The sequence below is a fragment of the Mesorhizobium sp. M0184 genome, assembly GCF_040322215.1.
In the GTDB taxonomy this organism is placed as follows: Bacteria; Pseudomonadota; Alphaproteobacteria; order Rhizobiales; family Rhizobiaceae; genus Mesorhizobium.
The window spans coordinates 261,886-286,425 of record NZ_JAMYSZ010000001.1 but is presented as its reverse complement, the minus strand read 5'-3'; the positions used below and the strand labels follow the sequence as shown (position 1 = coordinate 286,425).

Annotated in this window: 26 protein-coding genes and 1 riboswitch; of the genes, 13 read left to right on the top strand and 13 right to left on the bottom strand. The window is 63.7% G+C overall.

All coding sequences use genetic code 11. The features are described from left to right. Positions 1 to 571: 571 nt before the first annotated feature. The 3 genes from NKJ23_RS01440 to NKJ23_RS01430 are packed head-to-tail and all read left to right on the top strand — an operon-like array spanning position 572 to position 2,961. A complete protein-coding gene (locus NKJ23_RS01440) occupies positions 572 to 1,363 on the top strand; it encodes a DUF3108 domain-containing protein (protein ID WP_352677782.1) in 792 nt (263 codons plus the stop codon). A gap of 42 nt (positions 1,364 to 1,405) precedes the next feature. Further along, positions 1,406 to 2,293 (top strand): aromatic amino acid exporter YddG, encoded by an 888-nt coding sequence (gene yddG / locus NKJ23_RS01435; RefSeq protein ID WP_352677780.1) that lies wholly within the window; start codon positions 1,406 to 1,408, stop codon positions 2,291 to 2,293. Next, positions 2,290 to 2,961 (top strand): lysoplasmalogenase family protein, encoded by a 672-nt coding sequence (locus NKJ23_RS01430; protein WP_352677778.1) that lies wholly within the window; start codon positions 2,290 to 2,292, stop codon positions 2,959 to 2,961. The genes yddG and NKJ23_RS01430 overlap by 4 nt, the downstream gene beginning before the upstream one ends. A 4-nt stretch (positions 2,962 to 2,965) precedes the next feature. Here the strand turns inward: NKJ23_RS01430 and NKJ23_RS01425 are convergent, their stop codons facing one another. Beyond that, the gene (locus NKJ23_RS01425; protein ID WP_352570580.1) at positions 2,966 to 3,394 is read right to left on the bottom strand and encodes a cupin domain-containing protein; all 429 of its coding nucleotides are present in this window, start codon (positions 3,392 to 3,394) and stop codon (positions 2,966 to 2,968) included. An 11-nt stretch (positions 3,395 to 3,405) separates the two neighbouring features. Continuing rightward, positions 3,406 to 4,173 (bottom strand): hydroxyacylglutathione hydrolase, encoded by a 768-nt coding sequence (gloB, locus tag NKJ23_RS01420; RefSeq protein ID WP_352570579.1) that lies wholly within the window; start codon positions 4,171 to 4,173, stop codon positions 3,406 to 3,408. A 98-nt stretch (positions 4,174 to 4,271) separates the two neighbouring features. Here gloB and NKJ23_RS01415 point away from each other — a divergent pair, with 98 nt between their 5' ends. From NKJ23_RS01415 to NKJ23_RS01405, 3 genes are all read left to right on the top strand, one after another. Then, positions 4,272 to 5,042, top strand: coding sequence for a class I SAM-dependent methyltransferase (locus tag NKJ23_RS01415; protein WP_352570578.1), 771 nt, complete (start codon positions 4,272 to 4,274; stop codon positions 5,040 to 5,042). Positions 5,043 to 5,170: 128 nt separating this feature from the next. Then, the gene (locus NKJ23_RS01410) at positions 5,171 to 7,003 is read left to right on the top strand and encodes an ABC transporter ATP-binding protein/permease (RefSeq protein WP_352677776.1); all 1,833 of its coding nucleotides are present in this window, start codon (positions 5,171 to 5,173) and stop codon (positions 7,001 to 7,003) included. A gap of 76 nt (positions 7,004 to 7,079) precedes the next feature. Next, entirely contained in the window at positions 7,080 to 7,886 is an 807-nt protein-coding gene (locus tag NKJ23_RS01405) for a DUF1194 domain-containing protein (protein ID WP_023677905.1), read from the top strand. A gap of 18 nt (positions 7,887 to 7,904) precedes the next feature. Here NKJ23_RS01405 and NKJ23_RS01400 read toward each other — a convergent pair whose 3' ends face one another. Continuing rightward, the gene (locus tag NKJ23_RS01400; protein WP_352677774.1) at positions 7,905 to 8,930 is read right to left on the bottom strand and encodes an RNA polymerase subunit sigma-70; all 1,026 of its coding nucleotides are present in this window, start codon (positions 8,928 to 8,930) and stop codon (positions 7,905 to 7,907) included. A 42-nt stretch (positions 8,931 to 8,972) separates the two neighbouring features. Beyond that, the gene (locus NKJ23_RS01395; protein WP_352452472.1) at positions 8,973 to 9,719 is read right to left on the bottom strand and encodes an SDR family NAD(P)-dependent oxidoreductase; all 747 of its coding nucleotides are present in this window, start codon (positions 9,717 to 9,719) and stop codon (positions 8,973 to 8,975) included. 235 nt (positions 9,720 to 9,954) lie between these two features. Here NKJ23_RS01395 and NKJ23_RS01390 point away from each other — a divergent pair, with 235 nt between their 5' ends. Beyond that, positions 9,955 to 10,275 carry a DUF1330 domain-containing protein gene (locus NKJ23_RS01390; protein ID WP_352677772.1) on the top strand — a complete coding sequence of 107 codons (321 nt, stop codon included), beginning with the start codon at positions 9,955 to 9,957 and terminating at the stop codon, positions 10,273 to 10,275. Between the two features lie 25 nt (positions 10,276 to 10,300). On the opposite strand, the gene metW is transcribed toward NKJ23_RS01390, so the two are convergent. After that, positions 10,301 to 10,915 carry a methionine biosynthesis protein MetW gene (gene metW, locus NKJ23_RS01385; RefSeq protein ID WP_023677909.1) on the bottom strand — a complete coding sequence of 205 codons (615 nt, stop codon included), beginning with the start codon at positions 10,913 to 10,915 and terminating at the stop codon, positions 10,301 to 10,303. Positions 10,916 to 11,030: 115 nt separating this feature from the next. After that, complete coding sequence (gene metX, locus NKJ23_RS01380) at positions 11,031 to 12,200, bottom strand: homoserine O-acetyltransferase MetX (RefSeq protein ID WP_352621616.1); 1,170 nt, start codon at positions 12,198 to 12,200, stop codon at positions 11,031 to 11,033. Between the two features lie 92 nt (positions 12,201 to 12,292). Beyond that, positions 12,293 to 12,370, bottom strand: a riboswitch (SAM riboswitch). Positions 12,371 to 12,508: 138 nt separating this feature from the next. Between metX and hisC the strand changes: the two genes are divergently transcribed. Next, complete coding sequence (gene hisC, locus NKJ23_RS01375; RefSeq protein WP_352677770.1) at positions 12,509 to 13,618, top strand: histidinol-phosphate transaminase; 1,110 nt, start codon at positions 12,509 to 12,511, stop codon at positions 13,616 to 13,618. A gap of 6 nt (positions 13,619 to 13,624) precedes the next feature. Next, positions 13,625 to 14,560: a prephenate/arogenate dehydrogenase family protein gene (locus NKJ23_RS01370; protein WP_023677912.1), complete on the top strand. Its 936-nt coding sequence runs from the start codon at positions 13,625 to 13,627 to the stop codon at positions 14,558 to 14,560. Positions 14,561 to 14,694: 134 nt separating this feature from the next. Here the strand turns inward: NKJ23_RS01370 and NKJ23_RS01365 are convergent, their stop codons facing one another. Continuing rightward, entirely contained in the window at positions 14,695 to 15,696 is a 1,002-nt protein-coding gene (locus NKJ23_RS01365; protein WP_352593904.1) for a DUF2125 domain-containing protein, read from the bottom strand. 113 nt (positions 15,697 to 15,809) lie between these two features. On the opposite strand from NKJ23_RS01365, the gene NKJ23_RS01360 reads away from it, so the two are divergent. Beyond that, positions 15,810 to 16,343, top strand: a complete 534-nt coding sequence (locus NKJ23_RS01360) for a gamma-glutamylcyclotransferase (RefSeq protein ID WP_352677767.1) — start codon at positions 15,810 to 15,812, stop codon at positions 16,341 to 16,343. A gap of 45 nt (positions 16,344 to 16,388) precedes the next feature. On the opposite strand, the gene NKJ23_RS01355 is transcribed toward NKJ23_RS01360, so the two are convergent. Next, positions 16,389 to 17,369 (bottom strand): quinone oxidoreductase family protein, encoded by a 981-nt coding sequence (locus tag NKJ23_RS01355; protein ID WP_352677766.1) that lies wholly within the window; start codon positions 17,367 to 17,369, stop codon positions 16,389 to 16,391. Between the two features lie 344 nt (positions 17,370 to 17,713). Here NKJ23_RS01355 and NKJ23_RS01350 point away from each other — a divergent pair, with 344 nt between their 5' ends. Further along, complete coding sequence (locus NKJ23_RS01350; protein WP_352677764.1) at positions 17,714 to 18,661, top strand: aldo/keto reductase; 948 nt, start codon at positions 17,714 to 17,716, stop codon at positions 18,659 to 18,661. A 78-nt stretch (positions 18,662 to 18,739) separates the two neighbouring features. Then, positions 18,740 to 19,360 (top strand): LysE family translocator, encoded by a 621-nt coding sequence (locus tag NKJ23_RS01345; RefSeq protein ID WP_352677763.1) that lies wholly within the window; start codon positions 18,740 to 18,742, stop codon positions 19,358 to 19,360. Between the two features lie 27 nt (positions 19,361 to 19,387). On the opposite strand, the gene NKJ23_RS01340 is transcribed toward NKJ23_RS01345, so the two are convergent. Next, positions 19,388 to 20,188 carry a lysophospholipid acyltransferase family protein gene (locus NKJ23_RS01340; protein ID WP_352677762.1) on the bottom strand — a complete coding sequence of 267 codons (801 nt, stop codon included), beginning with the start codon at positions 20,186 to 20,188 and terminating at the stop codon, positions 19,388 to 19,390. 107 nt (positions 20,189 to 20,295) lie between these two features. Then, on the bottom strand, positions 20,296 to 21,204 hold the full coding sequence (locus NKJ23_RS01335) for a LysR family transcriptional regulator (protein ID WP_352677761.1): 909 nt from the start codon (positions 21,202 to 21,204) through the stop codon (positions 20,296 to 20,298). A gap of 131 nt (positions 21,205 to 21,335) precedes the next feature. Between NKJ23_RS01335 and NKJ23_RS01330 the strand changes: the two genes are divergently transcribed. After that, the gene (locus NKJ23_RS01330; protein WP_352677760.1) at positions 21,336 to 21,956 is read left to right on the top strand and encodes a pyridoxamine 5'-phosphate oxidase family protein; all 621 of its coding nucleotides are present in this window, start codon (positions 21,336 to 21,338) and stop codon (positions 21,954 to 21,956) included. Positions 21,957 to 21,999: 43 nt separating this feature from the next. Here the strand turns inward: NKJ23_RS01330 and NKJ23_RS01325 are convergent, their stop codons facing one another. The 3 genes from NKJ23_RS01325 to ftsE all read right to left on the bottom strand — a co-directional run bounded on the left by NKJ23_RS01325 (position 22,000) and on the right by ftsE (position 24,485). Continuing rightward, complete coding sequence (locus NKJ23_RS01325; RefSeq protein WP_502898558.1) at positions 22,000 to 22,587, bottom strand: YdcF family protein; 588 nt, start codon at positions 22,585 to 22,587, stop codon at positions 22,000 to 22,002. A 262-nt stretch (positions 22,588 to 22,849) separates the two neighbouring features. Next, positions 22,850 to 23,833, bottom strand: coding sequence for a cell division protein FtsX (locus tag NKJ23_RS01320; RefSeq protein ID WP_352677758.1), 984 nt, complete (start codon positions 23,831 to 23,833; stop codon positions 22,850 to 22,852). Beyond that, positions 23,826 to 24,485: a cell division ATP-binding protein FtsE gene (gene ftsE, locus NKJ23_RS01315; RefSeq protein WP_023677923.1), complete on the bottom strand. Its 660-nt coding sequence runs from the start codon at positions 24,483 to 24,485 to the stop codon at positions 23,826 to 23,828. Before ftsE ends, NKJ23_RS01320 begins: the two co-directional genes overlap by 8 nt. Positions 24,486 to 24,540: the final 55 nt, after the last annotated feature.

The window sequence follows — 24,540 nt, the reverse complement described above, 5'->3', positions numbered from 1 at the left end:
CCCGCGCCGGGTGGCGCGCGGTTTCGGTCAGGCGGCCTCATGGAAAAAGTTGGCGTTCCATAGTTGCATTTCTCCGAGGCGTCAAGCTTGGGGTTGGTTAGTGCCAAGGGAATCAATCAAAAGATGACCGATGCCGGCGCTGCCCCTCATTCGCCTGCCGGCACCTTCTCCCCGTATAGTAACGGGGAGAAGGGGCTTGGCCGCAGGCTCGGCGCTTCTGCAACTCCGCAAATTGGCGAAACCCTTTGCAAGGCGACCTTCTCCCCGTCCCTATACGGGGAGAAGTGCCCGGCAGGGCGATGAGGGGCTGCGCAAACCTGTCGCGATTTTCCAGGTGGCCACATTTTGTTCTTGCTTTGTGCCGGCAGCTATGCTACTAACTTCGGTATGGTGCTAATTGGCTCCAACGACCCGCCCGCCGAGGCGGGTTTTTTATTTTGGCCGTCGACCAGCCCCAACGTTGCCTGCCGACGCCGCCTTTCACATTAAGGCCGGAATTCAGCCTATAAGCGGTCGCACAGGGACATGCCAGACCGGAGCCGCCCGTCCGGTCGACAATCAAGGACCCGCCATGCCTCGTTCTTTCCTCCATGCCCTGGTCGTGCTGTTGGCCGTCGCGCTGCCGACAACGGCTTCGGCCGCTGAGCCGCAATCCTTCACGGGCGAGTATTCGGTGTCGTTCCTCGGCCTTTCCGTGGCCAAAGCGAAATTCTCCAGCCACTACGAAGGCGACTCCTATTCGATCGAGGGCAGCGTCTCTGCCGCTGGGCTCGCCACACTGTTCGACGATACCCGAGGCACGATCTCGTCGAAGGGCAAGATTTCGGGCAAGCAGTTGCAGCCGCAAGCGTTCCACGCCGACTACACGTCCGGCAAGAAGGCATCGATGATCGACATCCAGTTTGCCAACGGCGTCGTCACCTCGACCAAGGTCGTGCCTGAGCCGAAGAAGCGCAATCCCGAGAATTGGATACCGCTGGTCGGCAGCCATCTCGTATCGGTCCTCGATCCGATGGCCGCCACCGTCATCCATGCCGACAGCCTCGACCAGGTCTGCGGGCGCACGGTGAAGCTCTATGACGGCGAAATGCGTGCCGATCTCAAACTGACCTACGAGTCCAAAGGGTCGATCTCGGTGACCGGCTACAAGGGCGATACGGTCACCTGCAGGCTGGGCTTCGAGCCGGTGGCCGGCTACCGCAAGAACCGCAAGGCGCTGAATTACCTGAAGAAACGCAGCCGCATCATGGTGACGTTTGCACCGGTCGGCCAAAGCGGCGTATATGCGCCGATCCGCGCCACGGTCAGCACGCAAATCGGCCCGCTGACGATCAGCGCAGAGCGGTTCGAAGCAAACGAATAGGCGTGATGGTGCGCCGCCAACGATGGGCAGGGGGCGACGGGTATGGCGCGCGCAACACTGATCGGCTTCTCCGCGGTCGCCATGTGGGCGCTGCTGGCGCTGCTTACGGATGCCTCGGGCGCCGTGCCGCCGTTCCTGCTTTCAGCAATCACCTTCACGATCGGCACCTGCGTCGGGCTGGTTGCCCGGCTGTTCATGCCGGCAGCCGACGGGGCCGCGAAGATACCGCGCCAGGTCTGGGTGATCGGCATTGCCGGCCTGTTCGGCTACCACTTCTTCTATTTCACCGCGCTGCGCAATGCGCCGGCCGTCGAGGCCAGCCTGATCGCCTATCTGTGGCCGCTGCTGATCGTGCTGGGGTCGGCGCTGATGCCGGGCGAGCGGCTGGCCTGGAACCACGTCGCCGGCGCGCTGCTCGGCCTTGCCGGCACGGTCCTGATCGTCACCAAGGGCGGCGGGCTTGCCTTCGATGCGCGTTATGCCTTCGGCTACGCCATGGCCGGCGTCTGCGCGGTGCTGTGGTCGTCCTATTCGCTGTTGTCGCGGCGCTTCCCGTCGGTGCCGACCAGCATCGTCACCTGGTTCTGCGCCGCCACCGCGGCCCTTTCGCTGGTCTGCCATCTGTTGCTTGAACAGACGGTGCTGCCCGCCGGCGCCGGCCAGTGGCTGGCCGTGCTCGGCCTCGGTCTGATGCCGGTGGGGGCGGCGTTCTATGCCTGGGACATCGGCGTCAAGCGCGGCAACATCCAGGTGCTGGGGGCGGCGAGCTATGCCGCGCCGCTGCTGTCGACGCTGGTGCTGATATCAGCCGGCTTCGCCGAGCCGTCATGGCGCATCCTCGCCGCCTGCGTGCTGATCACCGGCGGCGCGGCACTGGCGGCGAAATCGCTGTTCCTGCGCAAGAGGGCCACGAGCGAGGCAAACGCATGATGCCGTTTCCCGGCGGCATCGATGCCAATGCCAATGCGACGCTGCTGTTTTCGCTGGCGGCGGCGGTGATTTACGCGTTCAGCCTCGGCATGCGGCCGCGTCTTTCGCCGTCGGCGGCAAGGACATTGGCGGTGGCGATGCTGGCGGTGCTGGTCGTGCAGCAGGGCGGCCCATGGCTGCTCGTCGCCGCGCTCGGCGCCAGTGCCATCGGCGACGCCTTCCTGTCGCGCGACGGCGAGAAGGCATTTCTTGGCGGCACGGCCAGTTTTCTTGCCGCGCATGTGCTTTACGTCGTGCTGTTCCTGCGCGCCAGCAGCGGCCTCGGGCTGCTCTCGGCCGAACCGTGGCGAGGAATTATTGCCCTGGCGATGGCCGTGTCGGTGCTGGCGATGGTTTTCGCGCTCCAGCGCCGCATCGGCCCGGCCTTGCGTTTGCCGATCTATGTGCATGCCGCGGCACTGCTTGCCATGGGCATTGCGGCGCTCACCCTGAACAGCGTCGGGGTCATTGGCGGCATCGTCCTGCTCATGCTGTCCGACGGGCTGCTCGCTGCGGAAAAGCTCCTGCTGCCCGCCATCTCGCCGCACCGCATTTGGGTGCGCTATGGGGTCTGGGCACTGTACTACGCCGGCCAGCTGGCGATCACGCTGGGTTTCCTGCTGGGCTAGGTGCCTAGGGCGTGCCCGGCAGCCAGCCTGGTTCGGCAAGTTCGAAGGCGGCGAAATCGAAGCCCGGCGCCACGGTGCAGCCGACCAGGGTCCATTCGCCGAGGCTGCGTGCCGACTGCCACCAGCCTGCCGGCACGACGATCTGCGGCCGCTCGCCCGCGGCAAGCGCCGTACCGAGGATCTCCTCGATGACGGTACCGCCTTCTCGATGTATCGACAGCGCCAGCGGCGCACCGTCATAGAAATGCCAGACCTCGGCCGCGTCCTTGACCCGGTGCCAGGCCGACAATTGGTCCTTCTCGAGGAGGAAATAGATCGCCGTCGAATGGCCGCGGGCGCCTGCCGCGCCGTCGCGAAAGGTCTCGGCATACCAGCCGCCTTCCGGATGCGGCTTCAGGCCGAGCAGGGCGATGATTTCGGCGGAACTGGTCATCGCTGTTGCGCTCAGAAATTGTCCTTGCGCTTGCGGATCTCGGCGAACACTTCGGCGTCGGAGGCGTTCTCGAGGCCGAGATGCCTGCGGATCGCCGGATCGTGCCAGCGCAGGAACGGATTGGTCGACAGTTCCTCGCCGATGGTCGTCGGCAGCGTCGGTTTGCCGTCGGCGCGCAGCGCCTCGACCTTGGCGGCGCGCTCTTTTAGCGCCGAATTGGTCGGGTCGACGGTCAGCGCGAAACGGGCATTGGCCAGCGTATACTCATGGCCGCAATAGACGACCGTCTCGGCCGGCAGCGCCGCGAGCTTCTTCAGGGATTCGTACATCACCGGCGGCTTGCATTCGAGCAGCCGCCCACAGCCGAGCGCAAACAGCGTGTCGGCGGCGAATGCCACTTTCGACGCCGGCAGATGATAGGTGACATGGCCGGCGGTATGGCCGGGTGTGGCGATGACCTCGATCCGCTCGTCGCCGAGATGGACGACCGAGCCTTGCTCGACGGTTTCGTCGATGCCGGGAATCTTCGCCTTTTCGGCTTCCGGCCCGACAATGCGCAGCTTGAAACGCTCCTTCAGCGCCAGATTGGCCTCGACATGGTCGAGATGGTGGTGAGTGGTCAGGATCATCGTCGGGGTCCAGCCGGTGCGCTTGATCGCCGCCAGGATCGGCGCCTCCTCGGGCGCATCGATGAGCGCCGTCTGACCGCTTTTCGGGTCGTGCACCAGCACGCCGAAATTGTCGCTGCGGCACATGAATTGTTCGATCTCGACCGGCATCGCATCTCTCCCTTTATTGCCGCAGACATAGGGCGCCTGCCAGCCGATGTCATCTGCCTTTGTTGAACTTGGACTGCTTCGAAGCTACCGTCCCGCGCATGCATTCAGACATTGTCGATCTCCGTTCGTTTTATTCGACCACGCTCGGCCGCCTGGCCGAACGCTCGATCACCATGGCGCTGTCCTCGATATGGGCCGTCGTGCCCAACGAGCGGCTGGTCGGCCTCGGCTACACCTTGCCGTGGCTGGAGCGCTTCGGCAGCGATGCCGAGCGCGTCTTTGCCTTTATGCCGGCAACGCAGGGCGCGGTGGTGTGGCCGGCGACGGGGCCGACGGCGACCGCCCTGGTCTTCGATGAGGAACTGCCGCTGGTCGATTCCTGCATCGACCGCATGCTCCTCGTCCATTCGCTCGAACATGTCGAGAACCCACGCGAGACGCTGAACGAGATCTGGCGGGTGCTGTCGCCGGCCGGCCGTGTCGTCATCGTCGTGCCCAACCGGCGCGGCGTCTGGGCACGCTTCGAGCGTACGCCTTTCGGCAATGGCCGGCCGTTCTCGCGCGGCCAGCTGACCGAATTGCTGCGCGAAGCGAATTTCACGCCGGCGGCGTGGTCCGATGCGCTGTTCTTCCCGCCGTCGCCGCGACGTTTCATGATGCAGTTCCACAATGTGCTGGAACGTGCCGGCCGGCGCTTCTGGCCGATCTTTTCGGGCGTTATCGTCGTCGAGGCGCAGAAGCGGCTCTATCAAGGCGTGCCGGTCGCCCAGCGCGCGTCCCGCCGCGTCTTCGTGCCGGTTCTCTCGCCGCATGGCGCGCCGACGCTTGGCCGGCTGTCGCGGGCCGAACACCCGGCACCGCCAGGATGACGCGTTCGTGATCCGAGACGTGCTTTTTCACGCCTATCTGACGATATCAGGTTTGCTGTCCGATTGAAGGCCGTGCGGCCGATCCCTATGACCGGTTTGGCATTGCTGCGAATGCAAGGATTTAACCGATGGATGATCGTCTGGATGTCGAGGCCAGCGCCCAGAAGCTTGCCACGTCGATCGAAGCCAGCAGCCTGCGTGAGCAGCTGGCAACAATCAAATTGGCACTGACCAGCTCGCCGGTGCGAAAACAATTGCTTTGGGCAGCGATCGGCATCGTCGCCGTCATCGTGGCGAGCTCGATCGGGCAGGTTCTGCTCAATCGCTGGAACCAGCCTTTCTACGACGCGCTGGCGCGGCGCGACATGCCGGCTTTCCTGCATCAGCTACTGGTCTTTGCCGGCATCGCCGGCGGGCTTGTGGTGCTCAATGTCGGCCAGACCTGGCTCGACCAGATGCTCCGCCTGAAGCTGCGCGAGGCGCTGACGCTCGACCTGATCGACGAATGGATGCGGCCGGCGCGTGCCTTCCGGCTGACCCATGCCGGCGCCATCGGCGTCAATCCCGACCAGCGCCTGCAGCAGGATGCCGGGCATCTCTCCGATCTTTCCACCGGTCTTGGCATCGGCCTGCTGCAGTCCTGCATCCTGCTTGCCTCGTTCGTTGGGGTCCTGTGGTCGCTGTCTTCCGGCTTCGTCTTCCACATAGGCGGCCATTCGCTGGCCATACCCGGCTACATGGTCTGGGCGGCGATCCTTTATGCTGGCACCGCCTCCTGGTTGAGCTGGCTGGTCGGGCGACCGTTGATCCGCTTCAACAACGATCGCTATACGCGTGAGGCGGAGCTGCGCTCCTCGGTGGTTCGCGTCAACGAGAATGTCGATGCCATCGCGCTGGCGCATGGCGAGGCCGATGCCAGGCGCCGGCTCGAATTCGATCTCGGCACGGTGCTGGGCGCCATGCGGCGCATCTACAGCGCCCAGATCAATCTTTCCTGGGTTACCGACACCTATGGCTGGATCACTGTCGTCGCGCCGATTCTGGTCGCCTCACCGGTCTATTTCGCCGGCGATATCAGCTTTGGCGGCTTGATGATGGCAGTCGGCGCTTTCAACCAGGTCCATTCGTCGCTGCGCTGGTTCATCAACAATATCGGCGGCATCGCCGATTGGCGCGCTACGCTGATGCGGGTCGCCGACTTTCGCATCGCACTTGGCGACACCGACGCGCTGCACCATACGGAAAGGCGCATTTCGTTCGGCGAAAACCCGGACGGCAGCCTGACCTTCGAGAAACTCGAGGTCGCCTCGCCGGAGGGATGCACCAAGCTTGCCGAGCCGCATGTCGAAATCCGCGCCGGCGACCGGGTCATGATCACCGGAGATCCGGGCGCCGGCAAGACGCTGTTCTTCCGGGCCATTGCCGGTCTGTGGCCATGGGGCAGCGGACGCATCGGCATGCCGGCCGGAGAAGCGCCGATCTTTGTTCCGCGTACCCCCTATTTCCCGCTCGGCAAGCTGCGCGAGGTGCTCAACCATTCAGACGGCGCGGCGGAGGCGAGCGATGCCGAGATCTCGGAGGTGCTGGCCGATGTCGGGCTGCAACGCCTGTCGTCCTCGCTCGATCGCTCGGCGCGCTGGGAGCGTGAGCTCAGCGACGACGAGCAGCGTCTGCTGGCCTTTGCCAGGCTGGCCTTGCGACGGCCGAAATGGGTGATCATCGACGAGGCGCTGGACGCGTTCGACGGCCCAACGCTGAGGCAAGTGCTGTCGATGCTGGAGAAGCGCCTTCCCGACGCCGCGATCCTCAATATCGGCCGCGGCCAGCACAATGCCCGCTTCTTCCGGCGGGCGTTGACCATCGTCAAGGATGCCGGCCAGCCGCCACTCAAGCCGGCCCGTATCAGGGCAGGTGCCATCGAACCGCCCCCGGTTGTCGTTTCGGCTGGCCGAAAGAAATAGAAGGCAAGCTTTATTTCGCCGCGATCGCGGCGAAAAACTGTCGCGATCGTTTCAGATGGGAACGTTCCGATCGGCCATGCTTGACGCTCTCGCCCTGCTCGCCTGCCTTGCCTGCACCCCGGCGGCACCTGCGGCCGCGCCGGCCAATGCAATTGCCGTCGATGTCGAGCTGGTGCTGGCCGTCGACATCTCGCAGTCAATGGATGAAAGGGAGTTTGCCCTGCAGCGCGCCGGCTATGTCGCGGCGCTGCGCCACCCCGACTTCATCAACGCCGTGCGTGCCGGCACCTTCGGCCGCATCGCCATCGCCTATTTCGAATGGGCCGGCACCATCCGCGACGATGCGGTCATTGCCTGGCAGGTCGTCGACAGCAAGGAGAGCGCCAACGCTTTCGCCGACAAGATCGCGGCCCGCCCGTTCAGGAGCTTTCGCGGCACCTCGATTTCCGGTGCTGTGGCTTTCGGCGCCGAGCTTTTCAACGGCACGGCCTTCACCGGCAAACGCCGCGTCATCGACGTCTCGGGGGACGGCCCAAACAACACCGGCTTGCCGGTCACAACGGCACGCGATGCGGCGCTGGCGAAGGGCATCGTCATCAACGGGCTGCCGATCCTGATCAGCCCGTCACCCACCTTCAGCCATCTCGACCGGTATTATGCCGAATGCGTAACCGGCGGGCCGGGCTCGTTCGTGCTGCCGATCTATGCTGCTTCCGAATTCGCCACCGCCACTCGCCGCAAACTGATCCTCGAGGTCAGCGGCATCGAGTATCCCAAGGTGGATCCGAGGACGATCCGCATCGACGCACCGATCGACTGCCTGCAAGGCGAGCGCGACCGGCGGTTTTTCTCGGACCCATATTTCCCGGAACTTGACCGATAAGGCTGGCCCAGGGGTAAGCTAGGCTGGTGGCAGGCCGAAGGCCGGGAACAGAGATGGCCCGAGCGGCCCTATGAAGATCGTCAAGGAAGCGATCCCGCCCTCGGCTGCGTCGAACACATGCAGGGAATGGGCCCGCCATTCAGGGCCATCGTGGCTGCGGGAATAAACCCCGACCGCCGGCTGGGCATTGGCGCGGGTGGCCAGCGTGCGGAAGCCGCCAAACCTCGGCCAGACGGTCTCGAAGAAACCGCGGATCGCTTCGCTGCCTTGATACCATTCACGCCAAGGCGGCATGGTATAGATGGCGTCCTCACGCAGCAGCTCGATCAAGCCGTCGAGATTGGCGGCCTGCCAGGCCTGCATGTAGCGTTCGAGCAGCAGGCCTTCTTCGGGGCTGGGCCGTGATCGGCTGGCCGGCCGTCCCTGAGGATAGCGCGCTGCAAGGGTTGCGCGGGCGCGCTGCAACGCGCTGTTGATCGAAGCCGTCGATCCGCCCAGCAAACGCGCCGTCTCGACGGCCGACCATCCGAGGACGTCGGCAAGCAGCAGCGCGGCGCGCTGCCTGGGCGGCAGATCCTGGATCGCGGCGACGAAGGCGAGCTGGACGGCCTCGCGGCTCTCGTAACGGACTTCCGGACCTGGCTCGCTGCCGGCAATGTCTGGAAGCTCGGCGTCGGGGTAGGGCTCAAGCCAGGCGATGTCGGCTACCGGCCCGCCTGTGGCCGCCCCGTGCGAGGGCGGCCGTCCGGGTTCCCGGAGAATGCGACGCGCCCTCGACCTCGCCTTGATGGCGTTGAGGCAAGCGTTGGTCGCGATCATGTAGAGCCAACCGCGAACCGAACCTCGCCCGTCGAACTCCGATCTTGCGCGCCAGGCGCGAAGCAACGTGTCCTGGACGAGGTCGTCGGCCTCGTGCAGCGAACCCATCATGCGATAACAATGCAGCTTGAGCTCGCGGCGATGCGCGGCCGTGACCTTCTCGAAGGCCAGCCGATCGAGGATCGGCTGGCCTGCTGGTTCCAGAGGTGGTTGAGCGTCTGTCATGTGGCTTGTGCGGTTACGAGCGAGCGTTGCATTACGCGCCGCTCAGGCGGCCGGGGCAAGCCCGCTACCGCTCACCATGAAGGAACTGCCTTGCGGCTGGCCGGTGGCGAGTGCGACCACCGCCCGTCCGACATCGGCCGGCGTTTGCATGTCGGTCATGGCGGCGATGAAGTCCGCCGGCTGGATGCCCATATAGGCCGCTATGCTGTCGACGCCGGCCTTGCCCACGCCGGTTTCGGGCATGATGCGCATCGGCGCGAGCGCCATGAAGCGCAGGCCGAGGCCAAGCCGGTCGGCCTCCTTCTGGCTATGACCGGCCAGGAACATCTGCATGCGTTTCGCGCCGGCATAGCCGCCGGCGTTCGGTGGTCCGCCGGTCAAGGCCGCGCCGCTGGAGATCAGAACGATCCGGGTCCCCGGCTTGAGCGGACGCCGCAGAGCGGCCCGGCAAAACAGGAACGACGCCTTGACGTCCGTGTCCCAATTTGCCGAGAACGCCTTCCAGTTCTGTTCATGCACCGGCGCAGAAGGCGCCAGCGCACCTGCGCAGATCACCAGCACGTCCGGCTCAAGCGCGGCGAAGACCTTATCCGGGGCGGAGTCCACCGTAGCATCGACCGCGAGCGTCTTCACGCCCGAGACCTCCCAGGCAAATTGCGCCAGGGCCTGTTTTCCGCGGGCGACGGCCAGCACCGTCGCTTTCTCCTTGAGAGCGGCCTCCGCGATCGAGCGGCCGACACCACGGCTGCCTCCGACGACGACGACATTCTGATTTTGCAACGATCCCATGGATCACCTCTCGTTCCCGGCCGCCGGACCATCCAGGCGCGCTCATCGATAAGGACAGCGCAGGTGGGTGGAAATCATCGGTGCCAGGCGGAAATATCTTTCAGGTGACGGCAGCCGCGCGTCGGTTTTTGTATTCAGTGTCATTACCTCTGGGGTAATCGACCAGCGCACTACGTCTCGGCAAACTGCTCCCATCAAGCCGGTTGTCCGGCCTTCGACCACAAGGAGATACGCCATGACCGCCTACGCCGTCGCCCATATGCGCCAGGTCACGCCGGGGCCGCAGATCGTCGAGTACCTGCACAAGATCGATGCCACGCTGGAACCGTTTGGCGGCCGCTTCGTAGTGCACGGAGGCGAGGTGGAAGTCGTTGAAAACATCTGGCCGGGCTATCTCATAGTCATCGAGTTTCCCAACCGGCAGCAGGCACGTGCATGGTACGACTCGCCCGCCTATCAGGAGATATTGCCGCTGCGTACCGGCAATTCCCAGTCCGACGTGGTCTTCGTTGACGGCGTCCAGCACCCCCACAAGGCCACCGACGTTCTCGAATAGAGGGACGATCTGCGACGATTGGCTCTTATCGTTTCAGCAGGAACACCGCCTGCTGGCCGAAAAAATTCCAGAACCACCACGGCATCGAGAAGCCGATCCGCTGGCCGTTGGCGTCGAGCGCGGTTGCCTTTTCCACCGTCGCGCCAAGCTCGTCGCACAGATTGACGAAGTCGCGAATGGTGCAGAAATGGATGTTCGGCGTGTCGTACCAGGAATAGGGCAGGTCCCTGGTCACCGGCATGCGGCCGTTGAAGAGCAACGAAAAGCGCACCCGCCAGTGGCCGAAATTCGGGAATGAGACGATGGCGCGGTTGCCGATCCGGAGCAGTTCGTCGAGCACCAGCTTCGGATTGCGTGTCGCCTGCAAGGTCTGCGACAAGACGACGAAGTCGAAGCCCTTGTCGGGATAGAATTGGAGATCCTTGTCGGCATCGCCCTGGATGACCGACAGGCCACGCGCCACGCATTCGTTGACGCCGCGCTGCGACAGCTCCAGGCCGCGGCCATCGACCTTCTTGGTCGCCTGAAGCAATTCGAGCAGCAGGCCGTCGCCGGAACCGACGTCCAGCACCCGCGACTGCGGCGGGATGAGATCGGCGACGACTTCGAGGTCGACGCGCTGGGCGCGGTTGACGCTCATGCGTTCGGCTCCTGCCTGGCGCATGGTCCTGATCCGAAAAGTCTGCAACTTTTCGGGGTCATGCGCTGATGCCTGGCGCATGATCCTGATCCGAAAAGCCTGCAACTTTTCGGGGTCATGCGCCGAGCCCTCTCGCCCGAGCGGCCGAGGCGATGAAGCCTTTGATGGCGGCGAACAGTTCCGGCTCGTCGAGCAGAAAGGCGTCGTGGCCGCGGTCGGTCTCGATCTCGACGAACGAGACCGAAGCGCCGGCCGCGTTCAGCGCGTGCACGACCGAGCGGCTCTCCTCGGTCGGGAACAGCCAGTCGCTGGTGAACGAAACCAGGCAGAAGCGCGTCTTGGTGCCGGCGAAGGCATCGGCCAACCGGCCGCCATGGTCGGCGGCGAGATCGAAATAGTCCATCGCGCGGGTCATGTAGAGATAGGAGTTGGCATCGAAGCGATCGACGAAGGTCATGCCCTGATGGCGCAGATAGCTCTCGATCTGGAAGTCGGCATCGAAACCGAAGGTCAGCGCTTCTCGGTCCTGCAGGTTGCGGCCGAACTTGCGGTGCAGCGCTGCTTCCGACAGATAGGTGATGTGGGCGGCCATGCGCGCCACCGCCAGCCCCTTTTCCGGCCGCTTGCCATGCTCGAAATATTTGCCGCCGTGCCAGTCCGGGTCGGCCATCACCGCCTGCCTGCCGACCTCGTGGAAAGCGATGTTCTGCGAGGAATGGCGGGCGCCGGTGGCGATCGGCAGCGCCGAGAAGACGCGCTCGGGATAGCTGGAGGCCCATTGCAGCACCTGCATGCCGCCCATCGAGCCGCCAAGCACGCTGAACAGCTGTTCGATGCCGAAATGCTCGACCAGCATCAGCTGCGCCCGCACCATGTCGCGGATGGTGATGATCGGCAGGTCGAGCCCGTAAGGCTTGGCTGTGGCGGGACTTGTCGAGGCGGGGCCGGTGGATCCGAGGCAGCCGCCGATGACGTTTGACGAGATGACGAAGAAACGGTCGGTGTCGATGATCTTGCCGGGGCCGATCAGCACCTCCCACCAGCCCGGCTTGCCGGTCACCGGATTGGTGTTGGCGACATGCTGGTCGCCGGTCAGCGCATGGCAGACGAGGATGGCGTTGGAACGCGCGTCGTTGAGCGTGCCATAGGTCTGGTAGGCGATCTGGAACGGCGACAGCAGCGTGCCGGCGTCGAGCTTGAGCGGCTTGTCGGCGCCGAAACGCAACACCGGGCTCGACGGCTGGTCGGCCTCGTTGTTGGTTTTTCGAGCGCGCAAAGCGACCATTACATCTCCTTGCCCGGCCTTCCGTTGTCCGCCGGTCCGGGCAACAGCCAGTCAGGGCAACAAAAAACCGGCCATGCCTTCGCAAAGCCGGTTACAAGATGCAAACGGCCCTTTAGCAAGTTGTTTAACGTGGCTGCAAGCCGACCGGCCAAATCACCACGGAACTGTCGATGCTCTTCTATGACTCGCGCGTGGGTTCGTCAACGGCAAGTTCTTGATCCCGAATTGCCGCCCCTCGACATTCCGGGCCACGGCTTGTATTTCCGCTGCGGCCTCCGGATGGAGGCACTCTCGACGGATTTCATGAAATGAGCCAGACACCGGATCAGACACGTCCAAGGCCCCGCGCCGGCATCATGGACATCGAAGCCTATGTGCCCGGCAAGAGCGCGGCGCCTGAAGGTGTCGCCAAGGTCCATAAATTGTCGGCGAACGAGAACCCGCTCGGTCCTTCGCCAAAGGCGATAGAGGCCGCGCGCGCGGTCGCCGACAAGCTCGCGGTCTATCCCGACGGCAGCGCCAGGCGCCTGAGGGAAGCGATCGCCGAGGTGCACGGGCTCAACCCGGCGAACATCGTCTGCTCCAACGGCTCCGACGAGATTCTGGGCCTGCTGGCGCAGACCTATCTCGCACCCGGCGACGAAGCCATCATCACCGAACACGGCTTCATGGTCTACAAGATCTACATACAGTCGGCCGGTGCCGTCCCGGTAACGGTCAAGGAGACCGATGAACGCGCCGACATCGATGCGATCCTCGCCGCGGTGACGCCGGCTACCCGGATCATCTTCCTTGCCAATCCAAACAATCCAACCGGCACCTACGTGCCGTTCCAGGAGGTGCGCCGCCTGCATGCCGGCCTGCCGCGAAACGTGCTTCTGGTGCTGGATGCAGCTTACGCCGAATATGTCCGGCGAAACGATTATGAAGCCGGCGTCGAGTTGGTGGGCAGCGCGGAAAACGTGGTCATGACCCGCACTTTTTCCAAATTGGGCCTGGGCGGGGCGCGGATCGGCTGGATGTATGCGCCAATGCACGTCATCGACGCGATCAACCGCGTGCGCGGGCCTTTCAACGTCAATGCGACGGCAATCGAGGCCGGCATCGCGGCGATCCACGACCGCGCCCATATCGAACGCAGCGTGGCGCACAACGAGACCTGGCTGGCATGGCTGAGCGAGCAACTAAGCTGGCTCGGGCTGCGGGTGACACCGAGCGTCGGCAATTTCATCCTCATCCACTTTCCCGAGGACAAAAAGCATTCGGCGGCGGCCGCCGACGACTACCTCAGTGCGCGCGGCTACATATTGCGGCGCGTTTCCGGCTACGGTTTTTCGAACGCGCTGCGCATGAGCATCGGCACCGAAGAGGCCAATCGCGGCGTTGTCGCAGCACTCGCGACATTCATGAAAAGCTAGAACACCATGACCTCACCGATGTTCGAAAAGATCGCGCTGGTCGGCATCGGCCTGATCGGCTCGTCGCTGGCCCGCGTCATCCGCCGTGAGGGACTCGCCGGCCAAGTCGCGATTTCGACGCGCAGCGACGCGACGCTGGCACGCGCGAGCCAACTCGGCCTTGGCGACACCTATACGACGGATGCGAAAGAGGCGGTTCGCGATGCTGATCTGGTTATCGTCTCGGTGCCGGTCGGCTCTTCAGGCACGGTCGCCGCAGAGATCGCGCCGGCGCTGAAGAAGGGCGCCATCCTCACCGATGTCGGCTCGACCAAGGCCTCGGTGATCGCGCAGATGCAGCCGCACGTGCCTGATGGCGTGCACTTCATCCCCGGCCATCCTTTGGCCGGCACCGAAAAATCGGGACCGGACGCCGGTTTTGCCGAACTGTTCGAGAACCGCTGGTGCATTTTCACGCCGCTGCCCGGCACCGATCCCGCAGCACTGGAAAAGCTCTCGGAATTCTGGCGCCGCTGCGGCTCCAACATCGACACGATGGACCCGCAGCATCACGACATGACGCTGGCCATCGTTTCGCACCTGCCGCATATCATCGCTTACAACATCGTCGGTACCGCCGACGATCTGGAGTCGGTGACCAAGTCCGAGGTCATCAAATACTCGGCTTCCGGCTTTCGCGACTTCACCCGTCTCGCGGCGTCCGACCCGACCATGTGGCGCGACGTCTGCCTGCACAACAAGGACGCCATTCTCGAAATGCTGGCGCGGTTTTCCGAGGATCTGTCCTCGCTGCAGCGGGCGATCCGCTGGGGCGACGGCGAAAAACTGTTCGACCTGTTCACCCGCACCCGCGCCGTCCGCCGCTCGATCATCGAGGCCGGCCAGGATATCGACGTACCGGATTTCGGCCGCCAGGCAGTCGAACACCCGCCGAAGGGATAAGCCGCGGCAGGCCGATCGCAGGCCGGCTCGGCTTAGAGCGGTTCATCGTTTCACAGAAACGCCGAACCGCTCTATCTCTTTGTTTTTGCGCAATTCCGGACGGAAAACCGTTTCACACTTTTCCTGGAATTGCTCTAGTCGAGCGGCTTGATCTTGCCGAGCGGGATGAAGCCGAGCGAGGCCTTGCCCCTGACGATCTTCAGCGGCATCGACGGCTGGTTGCCGAGCAGCGCCAGTCCGGCAAAGCCGGTTTGGATCTCTTTCTTCTGCTCGGGGATGGCGGTGGCGAGGATTGCCGCCACGGCCTTCGGATCATTGAGCCTGATCGTCAGGTCGGCATTTATGAGACCGTCGTCATCGACCGACAGCGGTCCGGAAACGGTGATGCGCGCAGTTCCGGACGACAGATCGAGCTCGTGGATTTCGGCCGCCTGGCCGCGCAGGCTCTTCGGATTTGCCTTGATCAGCGTCACGCCGTTCTTCAGCGTCACGTCGCCGCTGCCGTCGAGCGGCGGCAAGACGCGCCCGTCGATGGCCGCCGCGTCGATTTCGAGATCGGTGAAATTGCCGGTATAGTCGATGTCCGGGCCGTTTGGGCGCAATTGCCCGATGGCAGTTCCGGCGCTGAACAGCGAGACGGGATCGGTGTCGTCTGCCGGATCGGTCTGGCCGGACAGGCCTTCTGCCTGCAGCGAGAGGCGTCTCGGCAGCGGCCAGGACAGCTTCATGTCGGCCCGCAGATCATCCCAGTCGATCCAGAGCGGGGTCATGCCGGGAACAGAGGTCCTGAGCGGCCCCCTGAGCTCGGCGGCAGGCGACAAAAGCCGGGTGATCTGCGTGGCGGCGTTGATCTTGCCTGTCGATGCCGCGACGTTGCGGCTGTCGTCCTCGTAAGCCAGGCTATCGCAGGAAAGGGTGAAGCTGAAGGGATAGCCGCTGACCGCGAGATTGGCGCAGTCGGCCCTGATGCCTTTGTCGTCGAGATCGGCGACCGCCTTGTCGGTCGCGCTCTCGACCAGGTCCGCCAGGTAGAACCAGCCCGCGCTGTAGATGCCGAACAGCACGAGAATGAAAGCGGCAAGCCACAACAGGCGGCGACGTTGGCTGGGCGGCGGGCGCTCGTCACTTGACGTCATGCTGCGGCTTTCGTTAACGCGGGTGGCACGGGCGGGCTGTCGCTTGCGGCAACAACAGGTAGACGGACTGAAACACCACCGGTGGGTGGTTCGTCACAATCAGGCTTGGCGATATGGGCGATTTTTGGGTTTTTGGCTACGGCTCACTGATCTGGCGACCGGGATTCGCGCATGTCGAGACGCGGCGCGCCCGCCTGCATGGCTACCGCCGTTCGCTCTGCGTCTATTCTTTCGTGCATCGCGGCACGCGCGAACGGCCGGGCCTGGTGCTCGGCCTCGACCGCGGCGGCTCCTGCATCGGGCTGGCGTTCCGGGTTCCAGGCGAGCTGCGCAACGAGGTCATTACCTATCTGCGCGAACGCGAGCTGGTCACCAACGTCTATCTCGAACGTGTGCTCAGCGTTCGCCTCGACAAGGGTGAAACGGATGGGGGCGAGACGGTCGACGCCGTCGCCTATGTCGTGGACCGCAGCCATGAGCAATATGCCGGTGCGCTCGACGCTGCCGAGGCGGCGGCCGTCGTCCGCGGCGCCGTCGGCCAGTCGGGGAGGAATGAGGATTACGTGCTCAGCACGCTGGAGCACCTCGAAGCACTGGGTATAAGCGACCACTGGCTGGAAGAAGTGACAAGACGGGTCGCGACGTAGCTTCTTTTACCGGTGACGATGATGATTTCGGTGTCGTGATGCGGGCTACATCTCGAAAATCTGTTTGCCAAGATCGGCGCGATCCAGGCTGTTTGCCACGGCCAGCTTGAACTCGGTCAGCGGGTGGAGACCGCCGACAGGAACGTGGAAGCCGGGCTGGCCGAAGATGTCGATGATCTCGCGTAGCACAGGCCGGTCGGCTTCGACCGGCGGCGAAAAGAAATAGCGATAGATATTCGCCCTGATCTCGACGCCGCTCAGCAATACATCGAAATTGTGCAGTTCGAAGCGCTCGGCACTCATGCCGCCATTGATCACCATCTGCCCGCCGAGCGCCAGGGTGCGGATCAATTCGCCGCTGACAGGTCCGCCGACATTGTCGATAATCCCGTTCAATCCGGCGCCACCGGTGATATCCATCACCGCTTCCCGGATACTTGCCTTCAAGTCAGAAAGGTCAAGAATGGCGGCCGCGCCAAGCGTCTTCAGATCGAAGCTTTGGTGCGAGTGCCGCACCAGCGCGATGACGTTGATACCGCGTCGTTGGGCGAACTGCATCACCATTGTCGAAATCGACGAATAGCCGGCCGTGACAGCCAGCCACTGGCCAGGCCGCACACGGGAATCCACCAGCAGATCCCACGCGGTAATGGGGTTCACCATCTGCCCGGCGCGTTCGACCGGATAGCCGGCAGGCAACGGGATCAGCCATTCGGCGGGGATGGCCGCGTACTCGGCCCAACTGCCATAATAGCTGAATGCGACAAGCGTGCCCGGTTCCAGCAAAACGTCCGCGCCAACGGCTTCGACGATGCCGGCGCCATGGTTTCCCGCGATCTGCCGGGGAAAATGCGGCTTCTTCGGTTCGGGATAGAGGTTCTGGATAAACAGGAAGTCGCCCGGATTGATCGAGGCCGAGACCATCCTGACCAGCACCTCGCCGTCGCCGATCCGCGGCATCGGCAGGTCGTCCACATAGAGCACGTCGCGCGGCGAGCCGATGGCGTCAAATACAATTGCTTTCATTCCGGTCTCCACAACAAACGATCCGGGGCAAACAGTCCGGGCTTGGCCAGACCGTGCCGAGATTTGCGTCGGCGCCGCGGAACCTATGGCCGGCCGGCAAAGGTCTGAATTGGCAGATTTGACAATCTATGTGCTAAACCTGCCAGATTGTTTCCTCAGAGGGTACTGGTTTGGAAATTCGGGACAGCGTCTTGAAGCCCGCCACGGCACGGCGGGTCGCGGTTTTGTGAAGCGCCGGCGGGCTGGAAAAGAGGCTATGCGTTTGACGTTGCCACGGTGCGACATAGGTTAGCTCGGTCGGCGGCTCCCACCCGCCCCAGCATGAATCACCATGGAGATCAGCCTTGCAGAAACGTCGTCTCGGTCGCACCGACCTATCCATCGCGCCATTGGTTATGGGCGGCAATGTGTTCGGCTGGACCGCCGATGAGAAAACCTCGTTCGACTTGCTCGACCGCTTTGTCGACGCCGGTTTCAACGCCACCGACACGGCCGATTCCTATTCGCGCTGGATTGCCGGCCACCAGGGCGGCGAATCCGAAACCATCATCGGCCGATGGATGAAGAGCCGTGGTAACCGCGACAAGGTTGTCGTTATCACCAAGGTCGGTTCGGATATGGGACAGGGCAAGAGGGACCTGTCCGCCGCCTATATCGAAAAGGCCATCGACGCCTCGCTGAAGCGGCTGCAGGTCGATACAATCGATCTCTATCTGTCGCACTGGCCTGATCCGGCCACTCCCTATGAAGAAACGCTCGGCGCCTACCAGAAACTGCTCGACAAGGGCAAAATCCGTTATGCCGGCGCTTCCAACCTCGACGCCGCCCAGTTGCGGGCCGCACTTGACGTAGCAAGCCTGCGCGGCCTGCCGCGCTACGAGGTGCTGCAGCCGGAATACAATCTCTACGACCGCTCGTCCTTCGATGGTCCGCTGCGCGATCTGTGCGCGGCCGAGGACATCGGCGTCATCACCTATTTCAGCCTCGCCAAGGGGTTTCTGAGTGGCAAGTACCGGAGCGAAGCCGACCTCAGCAAAAGCCCGCGCGGTGGCGGTGTGAAAGGCTATCTCAACACCCGCGGCATGCGCATTCTCTCAGCGGTCGATGCCGTTTCAGCCAGACACTCGGCCAAGCCAGCGGAAATGGCGCTTGCCTGGGTCATGGCACGGCCCGGCGTCACCGCTCCGATCGCCAGCGCGACGACGCTCGACCAGCTCGACAGCCTGGTGCGTGCCGCGTCGTTGCAGCTCAGCCCGGACGATATCGCCGAGCTCGACAAGGCCAGCGCATAGCCGCGCACGATCGTTCAAGACCGGCGCCGCTGCCTTGCCCTACCGTCCCTGCCTCGTCACAGGATGCAGGGACGCCGCATGGCCGGACAGGTTCTTCTCGATCAGCAGCTATGGGAGCGATTGCTGGCGCTTGTGTTGGCATCGGCCATCGTCATGGGCAGCCCGGGACCGGCGACGATAAGCGTCACCGCGGTCGGCGCTGCGTTCGGCCTGCGCGGTTCGCTGCGCTATGCCTCGGGGATCGTTGTCGGGACGGTCCTCGTGCTTTTGGTGGTGGCGACGGGCATCATGGCCGTTCTCACCGCGCTGCCGAAGCTCGCAGCGCTGTTGGCGGTCGCGTCAGCAGCCTACATCCTCTATCTGGCGTTCAAGATAGCGACGGCGCCGCCACTGGCGGCACGCATTGGTGGGGCGGCGCTTCCCACTTTCCTGGGCGGGTTCCTTCTGGCCGTTGCCAATCCGAAAGCCTATGTGGCGATTGCCGCCGTGTTTGCCGGCGCGTCTTCCGGCGCCGGCGGTCTTGCTATTTCAGCCAAGCTGGCGGTCCTCGCCTTGATGATTGTTGCCATTCATCTCTTGTGGCTTCTCGCCGGCGCGGCTTTTGCACGTTTGCTGCGCAAACCGCTGGCGTCGCGGATCATCAATCTGGTGTTTGCCGTGACGCTGGTTGCGACGGCCGCGCTGGCTGCCCTGCCATAAGTCTTTGTGGCATCTGAGGCCGTTGTTTCAGCCTTTCAATTCAGGTTTCGCGTCCAGCTCACCAAGCCGTTTCACCGCCGTCGGCGGCATCGGCGGCGGGTTCGGCGTCTGCGACGCTTCGACGAGGAGCTGGTCGCAGGCGGCCTCCGTCTCGCCGATCAGCCGTTGCATGAATTCGTCCTTGCCGAGGCCGGGCGGGATCGGTGGCAGGAAGCGCGCCTTGATCGTGCCGGGATAGCGCAGGAATTTGCGGCGCGGCCAATAGAGGCCGGCGACGTGAGCGACCGGCACCACCGGAATGCCAAGTTGCGCGTAGAGTTCGACGATGCCGTATTTGTAGACCGGTTCGTCGCCCGGCGCGCGGCGGGTGCCCTCGGGATAGATGATCAGCTGGCGGGGATTGCGCGCCAATTCCTGTTTGGTCGCGGCGATCACCATTTTCAATGCCTTCGAGCGGCTGCCGCGGTCGACCGGAATCATCCGCATCTTCAAGATGTACCAGCCGAAGAACGGGATCCAGGTCAACTCCCGCTTCAATATGTAAACGGGATCGTCGAGATAAGGCAGGAAAGCGATCGTGTCCCAGAAGGACTGGTGCTTCGGCGCCAGGATGAAGGAGCCTTCAGGCAGGTTCTCCTGGCCGGTGATCTCGCTTCTGGTGCCGGCGATCTTGTCGTAGAGCCACATGCTGGTGCGCGACCAGAATTTCGGCACGAACCAGGCGCGATGGCGTGGCGACAGGAAATAATACGGGGTCCAGAGGATCATCTGGACGATCAAATTGAGGTAGAAGGCGAGATTGAACGCCAGCGAGCGGAAATACAGCATACAGCAAGTGCCCGGTGAGGAGGTGTGCGTTGGTTACACCAAGCGCCGGCAAAAAGGAAACGCTGCGAGGCGGGCGATCGGCCCGGCCTTGCGATGGGCCGTCTTCGTCACGTTTGCCACGCCGCCTGCAGCAGGCGCTGTCTCAGGCGCGGGGCGGCGAAGTCGAGGAACGCGCGCAGCTTCACCGGCAGCAGCCCCTGGCCGGCATGGACGAGGCTCACCGGCCATGGGTCTGGCTCGAACTCTTGCAGCACCGGGCGCAGCGTACCCGACCGAACCGCGGCGGCGATCTGGTAGGAAAGCAGCCTCGTCACGCCGACGCCGGCAATCGCCGCATCGATCGCTGCCTCAGCCGTGTTGACCCGTAACCTGGAGCGGACCGGCACGCTGAATTCGGTCTTGCCGGTGGCGAAGCTCCAGGCTGCGGCGGTGAGCTCTTCGAAGGTGATGGCACTGTATGCTGCAAGCTCCTGCGGCGTTTTCGGTGTGCCGTGCTCGGCGAGATAGGCCGGGCTCGCGCAAACGACGCGGCGGATTGAACCCAGGCGGGTGGCGATCAGGCTCGAATCGGCAAGCTCGCCGATGCGGATGGCGAGGTCGATGTGCTCTTCGACCAACTGGGTTATCCGGTCGGCGAGTGTCAGCCGCACACCTACCTCAGGATAGACGGAGAGGAAGCTGGTGACGACCGGCAGCACATGCAGGCGGCCGAAGACGATCGGCGCAGTGACGATCAGTTCGCCGGTCGGGGCGCTGTATTCGCCGGCGGCTATTCGCTCGGCCTCGCCGACCTCGTCGAGAATGCGACGACAGGCGGCGAGATAGGCGTGGCCTGCATCGGTCAGCGACAGCTGCCGCGCCGAACGGTTCAACAGCCGTGTCTTCAGGTGCTTTTCCAGGTCCGAAACCTTGCGGCTGACCGTCGTCAGCGGAATGCCGAAGCGGCGCCCGGCAGCCGAGAGGCTGCCTGTCTCCGCCGCGGCAACGAAAAGCGACATGGACTGGAGGCGATCCATAGCTCTCCCGAAAATTTGCCCTCCCGAAAAACGGAAGGATAGATTGCAGATATGGCATCTGCATCTCGAAGATGGAAGGACCTATTTCCTGACTAGCAATGCAGCGCAGCTCGGCGCTTGAGGAGGCTTCCATGAACGCTCACACCAGCGATGTTGCTTTCACCCCGACGGTGAAGGCGATTCAGGCGCGCAAGGGCTCGCGCCAGGCCTATGCCCGTGTCGAGGAGCGTGGCGGCTGGCAGGCGGCAATCACGCCCGATCTCGCCGCCTTCATCGAGGCGCAGACCAGCGTCTTTCTGTCGACCGCCAATGCGGACGGGCAGCCTTACATCCAGCATCGCGGCGGGCCTGCCGGTTTCCTCAAGATGCTCGACGAACGGACGATCGGCTTTGCCGATTTTTCCGGCAACAGGCAGTTCATCACCCAGGGCAACCTCAGCGACAACCCACAGGCTTTCCTATTCCTGATCGATTATGCGCACCGGCAGCGCATCAAGATCTGGGGCAAAGCGCAAGTCGTCGAGGGCGATGCCGAGCTGACGGCAAAGCTGATGCCGCAAGACTATAAGGCGCGACCCGAGCAGGTCATCCTGTTTACGGTTTCGGCTTGGGATTCAAATTGCTCGCAGCACATCCCGCAGCGTTTCGAAGCGGCCGACGTGGCGGCGGCGCTGGGCGAACGCGACAAGCGCATCGAACGGCTCGAACAGGAGATCGCACGCTTGCGATCAGATGCAGCAGCCAGGGAATAAGAGCTAGGGAATAAGAGCTAGGGAATAAAAGTGCCGGTGCCGTTCAGCTTCCGCCTGCGGCGTCGGCCAGCGCGACGCTCTCGGTTTGCTTCACCGGCATGATGCCGCGCGCCAGCGCCAGCAGGTATTTGTTGTATTCGGTGAACAGCACGCGCAGCGCTTCCGGCTTGGTCAGCCAGCCGCCATTCTCGAGGTTGGTGTTGACCACCGGATAGGGCTCGAGCCTTGCGCCGTGCAGCAGCCGGCCCATTTCCAGCAGGCTACGCGGCATATGATAATTATTGGTGACGAGAATGACGGTGCCGTAGGCATGGTCCTCGACCCATTTGGCACTTTCCTCGGCATTGCCGATCGTGTCGAGCGCGGCGCGGTCGATGTCGACGCAGCAGGAAAACAGCCTCTTGTCGCCGCCGGTCGCGGCCTGAAGCTGCCGGCGGCTGGCGGAGGGATGGACGCCGCTAATCAGCAGCCGCTCGCCCTTGCCTAACGCAAGCAGGCCCATCGCAGCGTCGAGGCGCGACTGGCCGCCGGTCAGCACGATAATAGCGTCGGCCCTTGCCGGATTGGCGGGCGTAGTCAGGCGGCTGACGGTATTGGCGAACCAGCCGAAGCCGGCGACAAACAGCGCCATAAAGGCGAGCAGAAGGAGAGCCGAGATGCGCAAGGAGCGGGCTGCCAGCAGCCGCCCACGTTCGGCGAACTGATCCGGCTTGGCAAATTCATCAGGCTCGGCGAATACAGGCGGGCGCACAACCAGCACTGGCATGCATCCAGCGGTATCGGTCGAGTCCCGAACGTCCATCATGAAATGGTTAATCCCGAAATACGGCCTTTGGTAGGAAAAAATTGCAATTTTCGTGACGATGCGTTTTCATCCGTGATCGATCTTTCCTTTAGCCGGCGTCCGGCTGGCGAATGTCGATGTCGCTGAGATAGGTAACCACGGTGAAATGGGAGGTTGCCGCCGTCAGCGCGCCGATCACCAGCACCATGACAGCGACCCCGAGATAACCCGCCGAGCCGATGGCGAAATTGCCGAACAGGGCGGTCGCCTGGTCGGCCTGCGGCGTTGCCATGTTGCGTGACGACCACCAGGAGAAGACGATGAAGACCAGGATCGCCGCGGCGCCGCCTGCCGCGGCGCCCTTCATGCCGGTGACCAGAAAATGCCGGCGGAATTCGCGCGCGATGAAGCGCGCCTCGGCGCCGACAAAATGCAGCACCTCGATGATGTGACCATTGCCGGCCATGGCGCCGCGCGTTGCGAACACAACGGTCAGCACCGTCGCCGACAGCATCAGCGCCAGCACTGCGACACCGATCGTTACCGTGGTGCGGGCCATGGCAACCAGCCGGTCGACCCAGGTGCGATGATCGTCGAGCGAGGCACTCGGCAGCTTCGGCGTGATCGCCGCGCGCAGTGCGGCGAAATCGGGCGGACTATTCTCGTCGATGGTGATGATGATCAAGCGCGGCACCGGCAGCTCATCGATGTTCAGGCCCGAGCCCAGCCAAGGCTCGAGCAGCCGGGCCGTCGCTTCGCGGTCGACGATCCGGGCGCTTTTCACGCCAGGGAATTCGCCGGCGATCTGCGAGGCCAGCGCAAGTGCGGCCTCCATGTCGAGGCCGTCGACCGGCTTGATCTGGATTGTCGCTTCGCGCGAGATCTGGTTCTCCCAGACGGAGGCGGTGTCACGCACCAGCGTGACTGCGCCAAACGTCAGGCAGGACAGAAACGTCATGATGGCGATGACCAGCACCAGCGCCCGGCCGGCGATGTTCTGCGCCGGCACGATCGGCGCCATTTTGCGCTGGACGCGGGGCTTTGCCGCCGCGGCGTCGTGACCCTCGAAATGTTCGACGGAGAGCTCAGTCATAGATGTCCAGCCTTCCGCCGGCCAGGATCATTCGCCGTGCGTCGACCTGTTCCATCAGGCCGAGGTCGTGTGTGGCGATCACCACGGCGGTGCCCAGCCGGTTGAGCTCGATGAACAACCGCAGCAAGCGTCGTGCCAGCGGCGGGTCGACATTGCCGGTCGGCTCGTCGGCGAGCAGGATCTCGGGCTGCTCGATCAACGCCCGGGCGATGGCGGCGCGCTGCTTCTCGCCGCCAGACAGCACCGGCGGCAGCACATGCATGCGCTCGCCGAGGCCGACCCATTTCAGCAGCTCGGTGACGTCAGTGCGATAGGTCGCCTCCTCGCGGCCGCGCACGCGCAGCGGCAAGGCCACGTTCTCGTAGGTAGTCATATGGTCGAGCAGGCGAAAATCCTGGAACACCACGCCGATGCGACGTCTCAGATGCGGCAATTCGGTACGCGAGATGCGCGAGCGGTCCTTGCCGAAAATGGTGATTAGGCCGCGCGTCGGCTTCAGCGACATGAACAAAAGCCGCAGCAACGTCGTCTTGCCGGCGCCTGAAGGTCCGCTCAGGAACTGAAAGGAGCGCTCCGGAATGTGCAAGGAGATGTCGCGGAGAATCTCCGGACCCATGCCATAGCGGAGGCCGACATTTTCGAAGCGGATCACTTTCGACGACCTGAAATTCTCGGCGGCAAGATGCCAGCCCTTTCTGTGGAAAGAC